The sequence below is a fragment of the Mesorhizobium sp. M7A.F.Ca.ET.027.02.1.1 genome (genome assembly GCF_004022985.1).
Classification (GTDB): domain Bacteria; phylum Pseudomonadota; class Alphaproteobacteria; order Rhizobiales; family Rhizobiaceae; genus Mesorhizobium.
In genome coordinates this window covers 1-12,086 of the sequence record NZ_RZOL01000180.1, presented here as the reverse complement: position 1 = coordinate 12,086, position 12,086 = coordinate 1, and the positions used below count along the sequence as shown (strand labels likewise).

At 63.8% G+C, this 12,086-nt stretch carries 11 protein-coding genes; 2 read left to right on the top strand and 9 right to left on the bottom strand.

Annotation, left to right across the window (positions count from 1 at the left end; translation table 11 throughout):
* The 5 genes from EN749_RS19735 to EN749_RS19715 form a co-directional block, all read right to left on the bottom strand.
* On the bottom strand, positions 1–129 hold a 129-nt coding region (locus tag EN749_RS19735), incomplete at its 3' end, for an FAD-dependent oxidoreductase (protein WP_281061921.1).
* 29 nt (positions 130–158) lie between these two features.
* Positions 159–1,145, bottom strand: a complete 987-nt coding sequence (locus EN749_RS19730) for a Gfo/Idh/MocA family oxidoreductase (RefSeq protein ID WP_128363764.1) — start codon at positions 1,143–1,145, stop codon at positions 159–161.
* Positions 1,146–1,214: 69 nt separating this feature from the next.
* Positions 1,215–1,790, bottom strand: coding sequence for a YceI family protein (locus EN749_RS19725; RefSeq protein WP_128306823.1), 576 nt, complete (start codon positions 1,788–1,790; stop codon positions 1,215–1,217).
* 68 nt (positions 1,791–1,858) lie between these two features.
* Complete coding sequence (locus EN749_RS19720) at positions 1,859–2,431, bottom strand: cytochrome b (protein WP_128363763.1); 573 nt, start codon at positions 2,429–2,431, stop codon at positions 1,859–1,861.
* A gap of 57 nt (positions 2,432–2,488) precedes the next feature.
* The gene (locus EN749_RS19715; protein ID WP_127266811.1) at positions 2,489–3,379 is read right to left on the bottom strand and encodes a LysR family transcriptional regulator; all 891 of its coding nucleotides are present in this window, start codon (positions 3,377–3,379) and stop codon (positions 2,489–2,491) included.
* Between the two features lie 96 nt (positions 3,380–3,475).
* Here EN749_RS19715 and EN749_RS19710 point away from each other — a divergent pair, with 96 nt between their 5' ends.
* Positions 3,476–4,471 carry an aldo/keto reductase gene (locus tag EN749_RS19710; RefSeq protein ID WP_127319120.1) on the top strand — a complete coding sequence of 332 codons (996 nt, stop codon included), beginning with the start codon at positions 3,476–3,478 and terminating at the stop codon, positions 4,469–4,471.
* A gap of 111 nt (positions 4,472–4,582) precedes the next feature.
* On the opposite strand, the gene EN749_RS19705 is transcribed toward EN749_RS19710, so the two are convergent.
* The gene (locus tag EN749_RS19705; RefSeq protein ID WP_128363762.1) at positions 4,583–5,185 is read right to left on the bottom strand and encodes a nucleotidyltransferase family protein; all 603 of its coding nucleotides are present in this window, start codon (positions 5,183–5,185) and stop codon (positions 4,583–4,585) included.
* Between the two features lie 272 nt (positions 5,186–5,457).
* Between EN749_RS19705 and EN749_RS19700 the strand changes: the two genes are divergently transcribed.
* Positions 5,458–7,938, top strand: a complete 2,481-nt coding sequence (locus EN749_RS19700) for an autotransporter domain-containing protein (protein WP_189367608.1) — start codon at positions 5,458–5,460, stop codon at positions 7,936–7,938.
* Positions 7,939–8,016: 78 nt separating this feature from the next.
* Here the strand turns inward: EN749_RS19700 and pheT are convergent, their stop codons facing one another.
* The 3 genes from pheT to pheS are packed head-to-tail and all read right to left on the bottom strand — an operon-like array spanning position 8,017 to position 11,938.
* Positions 8,017–10,425: a phenylalanine--tRNA ligase subunit beta gene (gene pheT, locus EN749_RS19695; protein ID WP_128363760.1), complete on the bottom strand. Its 2,409-nt coding sequence runs from the start codon at positions 10,423–10,425 to the stop codon at positions 8,017–8,019.
* Positions 10,422–10,844, bottom strand: coding sequence for a GFA family protein (locus EN749_RS19690; protein WP_127328541.1), 423 nt, complete (start codon positions 10,842–10,844; stop codon positions 10,422–10,424). Before EN749_RS19690 ends, pheT begins: the two co-directional genes overlap by 4 nt.
* Positions 10,841–11,938, bottom strand: a complete 1,098-nt coding sequence (gene pheS, locus EN749_RS19685) for a phenylalanine--tRNA ligase subunit alpha (protein ID WP_127380267.1) — start codon at positions 11,936–11,938, stop codon at positions 10,841–10,843. Before pheS ends, EN749_RS19690 begins: the two co-directional genes overlap by 4 nt.
* Between the last annotated feature and the right edge of the window lie 148 nt (positions 11,939–12,086).

The following is a 12,086-nucleotide window of genomic DNA, read 5'->3' as shown; positions in this document are numbered from 1 at the left end:
CTGCTCGGGCTCCTGGTCGACGATGATGATTTTCTTGCCGGCCTCGGCAAGCTCGGCGGCGGCAACCAGCCCTGCAAGGCCGGCGCCGACAATGATCACGTCCGCATCGTCAGCCATCTTTCCTCCCAGAATTAGCCGGCTACTTCAATTGCAAGGGGTCAGACGGTCTCCCAGCCTTCTTTGCCGCCGGCGCGGAAGATGGCATCGATGACTTTCTGGTTGAGCACGGATTCCTCCAGCGTGAAGACGCGCTCCTTGCCGCCCTGTGCTGCACGCGCGAAGGTCTCGACCTCCAGCCGGTATTGCTGCGTGCCGGGAAAGCGGAACACCTGCGCCTCGGTGTGGTTCTGGTTGTGCAGTTCGACGCGGTGGTGGTCGTAGAGCCCGGCATTGAAGGGCGAGAACAACTCGATGAAACCCTTCTCGCCGTGGAACACCATCACCTGGCGCGCCGCCATCTGCGTCGACAGATAGAAGGACAGCTCGAAGTCGCCGAAATCGGCGCGGATCGAGGAGTAGATGTCGGTGCCGAATGTCTTGTCGCGCTCGATCGTCGCCTGCACGCGCAGCGGCTCCTTGCCGGTCGAAAAGCGCGTCGACACGGTCGGGTAGACGCCGATATCGGGCAGCGCGCCGCCGCCGAGGTCGAGCTGGTTGCGCATGTTGCTGGGGTCGACATTGTAGTAGGAGAAGGCACCCTGCACATGGCGCAGCCGGCCGATGGCGCCGCTGGTGATGAGGTCGCGTACTTTGATCCATTGCGGGTGGTAGATGACCATGAAGGCCTCGCAGACCAGCACCTTTTTCTGGTCGCGCAGCTTGATCAGCGGCAGGATGTCCTTGGCGTCGAGCGCCAGCGGCTTTTCGACCAGCACGTGCTTGCCGGCTTCGATGGCCTTGGCCGCCCATTCGACATGCTGCGAGGTCGGCAACGGGATGTAGACGCCATCGACCTCGTCGGAGGCAAGCAGTTCCTCATAGGAGCCGAAGGCATGGCGCGCGCCGAAGCGCTCGGCCAGCGCCTTGGCCTTCGACAGGTCACGGCTGGCGATCGCCGACAGCACGCCGTTCTCCGCCTCGACCATCGCCGGCAACAAATGCTCGCGGCCGATCTTGGCCGTCGACAACACACCCCATCGGAACATCAGGCTTCTCCATCACGATTACAGGCAACGAGGTTTGCCCGAAATCGCCGGAAAAGCCAATGACGAGGGTCAGCCCCTTTTGCCGGTCAGCGTCATGTCGAAGTCGACGATGTTGGAATAGATTGGCGTGCCGACATCCATGCCGTAGCGCGACCTCAGCACCTTGCCGGTGACATGGAATTTGATCGTCCCGGCCTTGAGACCGCCCAGCTCGGCCGTGAACTTTTCCGGAAACGTCTTGCCGCGCGCCGTCAGCCGGCCGCTGACGAGGGCGGTGGTGTCGCTGGTTCGGGTCACGCTGGTAGAGCGGAACTGGATCTCCGGGTTGTTGGCGGCATCGAACACCGCGTCGGAGCGCAGGAAGGCATCGATACGGCCCTGGCCGGTGCCAACGCTTTCGGGAAAGATGGTGAAATTGACCTGCGAGTGCCCGACATCGCTGTTGTCGATGCGGATCGAGCCCTTGAAGCGGGCGAAGGCGCCATTCAGGCCGCCGCCGCCGACCTTGCCGATGGAGAAGCGGATGCTGGAGTTGGCCGGGCTGATCGAATAGCTGCCGGCGGCGTCGCCAAGCGCGACGGCCGCTGAAACAGGCATGGCGAGGCAAGCGGCGACCGCCGCAAATCCGAGGATGCGCGTGTACATGGGGATGTTCCTTGTTGGAGGCAGCGCATTCCTGCGCCCTCACTCCATGAACGAATGAACCGCTCGCTCTATTCCGGATCTGACGAAGGCGTGATCATGCGCATGAGCACGCCATCCCTGAGCTGGAAATGATGCCGCAGTGCCGCCGCAACGTGGAGAGCCACAAGCGCCATGCCGGCATAGGCAAGATACCAATGCGCCGCCGCCCAGAAGCTTTCGGCACCATCCGATTCGGCCAGCGGCAGGTTCGGCATGACGAACAGGTTGAACGGCAGGCTGGGTATCTCCAGCATCGAGACCGACACCAGCGCCCAGCCGGACAAGGGCAAGGCAAGCTGAAGCGCGTAGAGCGCAAAATGGGCCAACGGTGCCGCCCGACGTTCCAAAGTCCCGACCGAGCCCGGCAGCGCCGGCGTTGTATTGCCGCGGCGCCAGACGATGCGCAGGATGATCAAGCCGAGCAGCAGGAAGCCGAAGGATTTGTGCAGCTGGATCAGTTCGAAGGCGGTGCGCTGGCTGGTCACCCGCACCATGACGAAGCCGAGTCCGAACTGGCCGATGAAGATCAGCGCAATCAGCCAGTGAAGAATGATCGCGCCCCAGCCATAGCGGGTGGTGCTGTTGGTGATCGATGTTTGCATCGTTGGTGAACGACCGCGATGCCGGTTTTCTTCCACCAGGGGAGGGGCGAGCCCGCTCTATCCACTCACCTTGAAGAAATCGACAAACGCCCTGAGCGCTGGCCGCATCTGACGGCGGCTCGGATAATAGACAAAGAAGCCGTCGAAGGGCGGGCACCAGTCCTCCAGCACGCGGATCAGCCTGCCGTCGGCGAGCGGGGCGCGGACATAGTCCTCAAAGACGAAGGCGAGCCCGGCGCCGTCGACCGCCGCCTGGGCGATCAGATGGTCCTCGTCGAGGATCAGCGGTCCCTCCACCGCCATCTCGATCGTCTCGCGGCCTTTCTCGAACTCCCAGCGGTAGAGGATGCCGCTGGAGAAGCGGAAGCGGATGCAGCGGTGGCCGGCCAGGTCGCGCGGGTGGCGCGGCTTGGGGTTGACCTCGAAATAGACCGGGGCGCCGACCACCGCGCCGCGAAGGTCCGGCCCGATGCGCACCGCGATCATGTCGCGCTGCAGGCTCTCGCCAAGCCGGACGCCAGCATCGAAGCCGCCTTCCACCACGTCGGTGAAGCGGTCCTCGATGACGATCTCCAGCACGATGTCGGGATAGGCCGACGCAAAGGCGCCCAGCCGTGGCGTCAGCGCCAGATGCGCTGCGGTGCGCGGCACGGTCAGGCGCAGATTGCCGGCCGGCCGGTCGCGCGTCTCGATTGCCGTCTCCAGCGCCAGATCGATCTCCGACAGCGCCGGCCGCAGCCGCTCCAGCAACTGCGCACCTTCTTCGGTCGGCGCGACGCTGCGTGTGCTGCGCGCCAGCAGCCGAACGCCAAGCCGCGCCTCCAGGCTGGACACCGCATGGCTGACCGCCGAAGGCGCGATGGCCAATTCCCTGGCGGCGCCGCGAAAGCTGCCGCATTGAGCGACAGTCGCCAGCACCGCCAGTTGTGAAAGATGCGCTCGATTCATTGATCTATCTTTTAGTACAGCCCGTGCGGATGAAAGCCAATTATCGAACACAAGGCAAGGCGCTATTTCTCCCACATCGCAACAAGGAGACGCGTTATGCAAACCCGCAAGCTAGGAACTGAATTGAACGTCTACCCCGTCGGCCTCGGCTGCATGGGCATGAGCTTCGCCTATGGCGGCCAAGCGGAAGCCGATGCGATCGCCACGCTGCACCGCGCCGTCGATATCGGCGTCAACTTCTTCGACACGGCGGAGGTCTATGGCCCCTTCGAGAACGAGATTCTGCTCGGCAAGGCGCTGAAGCCGGTGCGCGACAAGGTGACGATCGCGACAAAATTCGGCTTCCGGATTCTGGAGGAAGGTACAGGCCTCGACCGCATGGCTGGCGTCGACAGCCGCCCCGAGCACGTCAAAGCGGTCGCCGAGGCCTCGCTGAAGCGGCTGGGCACCGATGTGATCGACCTCTACTACCAGCACCGTGTCGACCCCAACGTGCCGATCGAGGATACGGTCGGCGCCATGGCCGAACTGGTGCGCGAGGGCAAGGTGCGCGCGCTTGGCCTGTCCGAGGCGAGTGCCGCGACCATTCGCCGGGCCCATGCCGTGCATCCGATATCGGCCGTGCAGAGCGAATATTCGCTGTGGAGCCGCGACCCGGAAGACGAGGTGTTCGCCGTCTGCCGCGAGCTCGGCATCGGCTTCGTTCCCTATAGCCCGCTCGGCCGTGGGCTGCTGACCGGCACGATCGCCAAGCCCGAGGCCTTGAGCGACGGCGACTGGCGCCGGACCTTGCCGCGCTTCCAGGCCGAGGCGATGGAAGCCAACGCCGCTGTCATCGCCACCTTGGAAAAGCTGGCTGTTAAAAAGGGCGTGACCTCGGCACAGCTGGCGCTGGCCTGGGTGCTGCACCAGGGCGATTTCATCGTACCGATCCCCGGCGCGCGCAAGATACGCCATCTGGAGCAGAACACGGCGGCGGCGGACATCGCGCTAAGCGCGGCCGAGGTGCAGGCTATTGGTGACGCGCTGTCGCCCAACAAGGTTATGGGCAAGCGCTATACTGAGGAGTTGCTGGCGCTGGTGAATGGGTAAAAACTGCGAGTAAGCGAAAGGGGCGCCGGGCGCCCCTTTTTCGTACGCAGCGCGGTGCAAAAGGTGAGAGACGCTGGCGTGAAGCGCCCCCCTCTGCCCTGCCGACATTTCCTACCAAGGCACGACAGTGATCTCCGGCCAATACTCCTGGGCGCGTCTGCCCTTCGCCTCATGCGTCTTCTGATTGTCCATCACCCGGTTCGGTGTGATGCGGAACGAAAAAACATCATCCAGCCCGAACGGCGCCACCAACACCAGCTGCCCGTCAGCATCGTATCGAACTCCGGCGGCGTGCGTCTTCGACGCGAAATAGCAGACGGGATCGCTGGCGTCCGAATAGCGCGGGCAAGGCCGCCCGAACTTCTGCGGATACCAAAGATGCACCCGCGCCTGATTGCGCACCTCGACCGGCAGCGGCAGTCCTTCGAAATGCTTCTCCGCGCGGCGAATAACGGCGTCCTCGGCCTCGTAGGAGAGGTCGCTGTCATCGAAGTAGAACAGGTCGACATCCCTGATGCCATACCCCGAAGGCTTGCCGGTCAGATGGTTCCAAACACTGTTGTAGAGCGCGCCGGAAACCACCAGCCAGTCCGGCAGGTCGAGCGTGCGAGCCCGCGCCAGCGCGTCGCGTAACAGCGGGTCGGCAAGCACGATGGCGAGAAACGCCGCGCGCTGCTCTTCAAGAGGAAGGCCCGAATAGCAGAGAGGATCCATCGCCCTTTGGAGAGCGATTCGGCAAGTATCCGCAATGCTTCGCCCATAGCGCCACCAAAGATGTGGCCAGATTGCAACGTGACCGGACCATGATGCTCGGCCTGGCCCTAAAACAGCCCACCCTCGTCATCTGACGACTATGCGCGTCTGCCCATCTGCCGGCATGGACGATTGCTATTGGAATTTTCCACACCGGCTGGAGTAGCCTGGGCATGCAGATATCGTCGGTTTGGCCAGCAGCATCGTCGAGAGGACCGATCGACAGGGCAAAATTGACTGCGAAGTGGTTCTGGCTTGCCGCGACCTTCTGCGTTCTGATCGCAGCCTCGCTCAATGCAAGTGCTGCGGCGGAGCCGATCGTGATTTCCCCGGCCACGCTGCCGGATGGGAGAGTTGGTGAGCACTATGATCGGACGCTGATGGCTTCAGGCGGAGCTGGCGGGCCATACACGTTCGCGCTCACTTCGGGGGTCACGCCGGTCTCCTTCAGCAGCGGCGGCTTCCTCTCCGGGGCAGTGATAGCCGCCCCTGGCACCTATAATTTCAGAGTCCTGGCGACAGATCAGGTCGGCAACACCGGCACACGCGACTACACGATTGTGATCGCGGACAACCCGGTCTTGATTTCGCCTGCTGCGTTGCCCGGCGGGCAGATTGGCCAGCCGTATAACCAGGCGCTGACGGCTTCGGGTGGCGCTGGCGGTCCCTACACGTTCTCGATCGTTTCGGGCTCCATGCCCGTCGCCTTCAGCAGTGCCGGCGTCCTCTCAGGGCCAGTGATAGCCGCCCCCGGCACCTACAGTTCCAGGGTCCGGGCGACAGACCATGTCGGCAACAGCGGCGAACACGACTACACCATCGTGATCGCGGACAACCCGGTCGTCATTTCACCAGCTGCCTTGCCCGGCGCGCAGATTGGCCAGCCCTATAGCCAGGCGCTGACGGCTTCGGGTGGTGCTGGCGGCCCCTTTACGTTCTCGATCGTTTCGGGCTCCATGCCCGTCGCCTTCAGCGGTGCCGGCGTCCTCTCCGGGCCGGTCATAGCGGCCCCCGGCGTCTACAGTTTCAGGATTCGGGCGACGGACCATGTCGGCAACAACGGCGAACGCGACTACACGCTTGCGATCACCACTGGCCCGCCCATCGTAATTTCACCGGCAGCTTTGCCCAATGGCCAGGTTGGGCAGCCCTATAGCCAGATGCTGACCGCAACCGGTGGTGTGGGCGCGCCTTACACGTTTCAGCGGATGATCGGAAATCTGCCCGAAGGCGTTTCGCTCGCAACCGATGGCACACTCGGCGGCACGCCGACCGAGAGCGGATCATTTGCCTTTGCCGTCGATGTGTTCGACACCTCCGAGAACAGGGCAAGGCGCGAGTATACGCTGGACATCGCTGCGGCGCCCCGACCGACGGCGCCGTCACTGACCATGACGATCGTTGCCGGCATGTCAGCTTCGCTGCCGTTGACGCCGGGTGCTACCGGCGAACCATTCAGCGCCGCGGCGATCATGTCCAGCGCCCCCGCCGAGGGCGGCACGGCGACGCTGTCCGGCGCGCCCAACTACCTACTGACCTTCGCGTCCTCGCCGGTGTTTTCAGGCACCGTCATCGTAACGTACACACTGACCGGACCCGGCGGCGTTTCCGATCCGGCCACGGTGACCATCACCGTCACCACGCGGCCGGACCCATCCGACGATCCGGAGGTCGCCGGGCTGCTCAATGCCCAGGCGCAAGCGGTGCAGCAATTCGCCGCCGGGCAGACAGACAATATCAACCATCGCATGGGCGCTTTGCGAAGCGAGGCGTGCCGCAAGGCCTTTGCGAATGGGCTCGAACTGTCTGGCCAAGGCGCCGATGGCAATGCCGCCAGCGTCGACTTTCCAGACGGATCCGATTGTGGGGGCGACGCGGCAAAGCTGGGCTTCGGCTTGTGGGCCGGCGGCCACATCGATCTCGGCCATAGTTCGCCTGACGATAGCGCGGAGCGGGACTCCGTTTCGATCAACATGACCACCGGCATCGACTACCGTTTCAACGACCGTTTCGTCGCCGGTCTGGCCGTCGGCTACTCCAGCGACGACAGCGACATTGGCGGCAATGGCACCGAGAGTTCCGGCGAGGCCTACAGCGCGACGCTCTATGCAAGCTATCGCCCGGCCGAAAACCTGTTTCTCGATGCCCTGGCCGGCTACGGTTCGTTCAGCTTCGATTCGAAGCGCTTCGTGACAAGTGTTGGCGGCTTTGCCGACGGTCAGCGTGACGGCGACCAGATTTTCGGCTCGCTGACTGCCGGTTTCGATCATCGCGTCGGCGGGCTGCGACTCACTCCGTTCGCCAGGTTGACGGCATCCTCTTCGAGCCTCGACGCGTTTACCGAAACCGGAGCAGGCATCTATTCGCTGAGTTTCGGCAAGCAGAGCGTCGACAGCCTCGGCGGCACGCTTGGCCTTGCCGGCGGCTATGACATGCCGATGGCCCTCGGCGTCTTCACACCACACTTCCGGGTTGAATACACTCACGAATTCTCCGGCTCGAGCGGCGTCGATATCCGCTACGCGGATAGTCCGGATGGCCTTGTCTATGGCTTCCAGACGCAGCCTTTGGCGAGTGACCAGGTGATGATCGGCCTGGGCGCCGATCTGCTGCTGCACCAAGGGTTATCCATCGGGCTCGATTATCGCGGCACAATCGGCTTTCAAGACAGCTACAGCCATGCCTTTGGCCTGAGGGTCGGCGGCGGGTTCTGACCATTGCGGCAACGGCTGCTCATCCGTCCCATGGACGGATGAGCAGCCCCATCGCTAACAGTTCAGTCGCCTTGGGCGCTACGTCCTCAGAACGCCACCGGCCTGCTTACCGACATTCTCGACGATACGCTTGGCCAGTGCCTCGAAATCCTCGTCGGTCAGTGTCTTTTCAACCGGCTGGATCGACACTTCGATGGCGATCGATTTCTTGCCCTCGCCCAGCGAAGCGCCTTCGAAGATGTCGAAGACCGAGACGGCGGTGATGAGCTTCTTGTCGGCGGCGAGCGCCGCGCGCACCAGCGTGCCGGCCTCGACCGTTTTGTCGACGACGAAAGCAAAGTCGCGCTTGACCGCCTGGAAGGGGGACAGTTCCAGTTTCGGCTTGGTTTTCGTCGGCTTGGCCTTCGGTTCGGGCACGGCATCGACGAAGACTTCGAAGCCGCACAGTGGCCCGGAAACATCAAGGCCTTCCAGCGTCTTCGGGTGGAATTCGCCGAAGGTGCCGAGCACGGTTTTCGGGCCGAGCTTGATCGTGCCGGAACGGCCGGGATGATACCAGGCCGGGCCGCCGGCCTCGATCTGCAGCCGGTCGACAGGCGCACCGCAGGCTTCCAGTGCGGCGATCGCGTCGGCCTTGGCGTCGAACACGCCGACCGGGCCTGAATTGCCGGCCCAGTTGCGGCCTGAGCCGTCGAGCTTGGCGGTGCCGCGGCGCACGCCGGCGGCCACGCGCCGCTGCTGGTCGGCGCCGTCGCCCTCATAGGTGCCCGACACTTCGAACAGCGCCACGTCGCCGATACCCTTGTCGGCGTTGCGCTGGGCAGCAGCGATCAGGCCCGGCAGCAGCGAGGGCCGCATGTCAGACATGTCGGCGGCGATCGGGTTGGCGAGCTTCAGCACGGTCTGGCCGCCGCCGAACAGCTCGGCGTGCCTGGCCGGAATGAACGACCAGGTGACGGCTTCCATCATGCCGCGCACGGCAAGCGCGCGCTTGGCGGTACGGGTACGGACCTGCAGCGTGGTGAGGATCCTTGCATTGACCGCGTCATGCGCACCGAGCGGCTGCGGTGCGATGTTGTCGACACCATGGATGCGCATGACTTCCTCGACCAGGTCTGCCTTGCCGTCGACGTCGGGGCGCCAGGACGGCACGGCGACATCGACGACATCGCCCGAGCCCTCCGGCTTGAAGCCGAGGCGCGACAGGATGTCGAGGCTTTCCGCCCTGGGAACCTCGATGCCGGTCAGCCGCTTCACTTCCGAAAGCGGGAAGGAAACGATCTTCGACTTGTGGCCGGCGTAGCCGACGACTTCCATTTCGGTCGGCGTGCCGCCGCAGAAATCGAGCACCAGTTTCGTTGCCAGCTCGACGCCGGGAACCATGAATTCGGGGTCCACGCCGCGCTCGAAGCGGTAGCGCGCGTCGGTGATGATGGCGAGCGTGCGGCCGGTGCGCGCCGTGGTGATCGGATCCCAAAGGGCGGATTCGATCAGCACATCTGATGTGTTCTCGTCGCAGCCCGAATGCTCGCCGCCCATGATGCCGGCGATGGACTCGACGCCGTTGTCATCCGCGATGACGCACATTTCCGGCGTCAGCGTGTATTCGCGGCCGTCGAGCGCCTGCACCTTTTCGCCATCGCGCGCGCGGCGCACGACGAGATTGCCGGCAACCTTGCTGGCGTCGAACACATGCAGCGGGCGGCCGCGGTCGAAGGTGACGTAATTGGTGATGTCGACCAGCGCGCTGATCGGTCTCAGCCCAATGGCGATCAGCCGCTGCTGCAGCCATTTTGGCGACGGCCCATTCTTGACGCCCTTGACCAGGTTGAGTGCGAAGCCGGGGCAAAGCTCCGGCGCTTCGATCGTTACCTTGACCGGACACATGCCGTTGCCGACATGCGACATGATGGCGCCGCCGACGAGGCGGCCAAGCCCGCTCGCCGCCAGATCCCTGGCGATGCCGTAGACGCTGGTGGCATCCGGCCGGTTCGGCGTCAAATTGATCTCGATGACCGGATCGTCGATATGCGCATAGGCGGCGAAGCTGGTGCCGACCGGCGCATCCTCGGGCAGGTCGATGATGCCGTGGTGTTCGTCGGACAGTTCCAGCTCGCGCTCGGAACACATCATGCCGTGGCTTTCGACGCCCCTGATCTTGCCGACCGTCAGCGTCACGTCGATGCCGGGCACATAGGTGCCGGGCGCGGCAAAGGCGCCGATCAGGCCGGCGCGGGCGTTTGGCGCGCCGCAGACGACCTGCACGGGTGGTTTGCCGTTGCCCGTATCGACAGTCAGCACGCGCAGCCGGTCGGCATCGGGGTGCTGGACCGCCGTCAGCACCTTGGCAATGACGAAGGGTTTCAGGCTCGACTTGTCGTCGACATGCTCGACTTCGAGGCCGATCGAGGTCAGCCGCTCGACGATCTCGTCAAGCGTGGCGTCGGTCTCGAGATGATCCTTGAGCCAGGAGAGGGTGAATTTCATGGGACTGTTCCGTCTGGTCTTTTGACGCTTGTTTTCAGATGTCTCGGCAGGTCGTCGGATATATGCAGGAAGGCAAGCTGTTCGCTGACATAGGCATGCTGCGTCGGCTCAAAATCGGCCGGCATGTCCATGGTGCCGAGCATGAAGTAGATGTCGTCCTCCAGCCGCTCGTCGACATAGGCGATGGGCGAGCCGCAGGTGCCGCAGAACGAGCGCGTCACCGGGCCGTTCTCATACATCTTCAGCGCCTTGCCGGTGAACGCGACCTGATCGACCAGGAAGCCGACAAAGGCCGACACCGGCGCGCCGCTGGCCCGCCGGCAATCGCCGCAATGGCAATAGCTGACGTGATGCGGTTCGACGGATGCCTCGAACCGCACGGCGCCGCAGCGGCAGCCGCCGGCGTAGGGCGCTGTCATGCGCTCAGGCCCCCAAACAGCGTCGGCATGTCGAGCGGCCTGAAGCCGTAATGCGACAGCCAGCGCACGTCGGCATCGAAGAAGGCGCGCAGGTCCGGCATGCCGTATTTCAGCATGGCGATGCGGTCTATGCCCATGCCCCAGGCAAAGCCCTGATATTCGTCCGGATCGAGCCCGCCATGGCGCAGCACGTTGGGATGCACCATGCCGCAGCCGAGGATCTCCATCCAGTCGGAGCCTTCGCCGAAGCGCACTTCGCCGGGCCTGGAGCGGTCGCACTGGATATCGACCTCGAGGCTCGGTTCGGTGAACGGGAAGAAGGACGGCCGGAAGCGCATCTTGACCTGCGGCACCTCGAAGAAGGCCTTGCAGAACTCCTCCAGCACCCACTTCATGTTGGCGACGTTGGCCGTCTTGTCGATCACCAGCCCCTCGACCTGATGGAACATCGGCGAGTGGGTGGCATCCGAATCCTGCCGGTAGGTCTTGCCCGGAATGACGATGCGGATCGGCGGCTTCTTCGTCTCCATGGTGCGGATCTGCACCGGCGAAGTGTGGGTGCGCAGAAGCTTGCGCTCGCCCTTCTCGTCCGGCTGGAAGAAGAAGGTGTCGTGCATCTCGCGCGCCGGATGGCCTTCGGGGAAATTCAGCGCGGTGAAATTGTAGTAATCGGTCTCGATATCGGGACCTTCCGCGATGGAAAACCCGAGGTCGCCGAAGATCGCCGCGATCTCATCGATGACCTGGCTGATCGGATGGATGCGGCCGCGCTCGGCCGGCGACTGCCGCACCGGCAGCGTCACATCGACCTTTTCGGCGGCGAGGCGCGCGGTGATCGCCACATCTTTCAACTCGGCCTTGCGCGCCGTCAGCGCATCTGTGACGCGGTTCTTGAGCCCGTTGATTGCGGGGCCTTTGACCTGACGCTCCTCGGCGGTCATGGCGCCAAGGGTCTTCAGCATCTCGGACACGGCGCCCTTCTTGCCGAAAGCAGCGATGCGCACGGCCTCGATGGCCGGCTCATCGGCGGCCGAGGCGATTTCGGCCAGAAGTGAGTTTTCAAGCGTATCCAGGCCAGTGGTTGCGTCGTTCACGGTCAAAACTCGCTACGTTGGAAATCAGCTCAAAGTGAAAGTCACTTTTAAGTTGAAGTTCAGGCAAAAGAAAAACCCGCGCCAGCCGTGCCAGCGCGGGTTCCCCAAATCAGAATTGCGAATGCTTGGGAAGCGCTGGTCTTAGGCG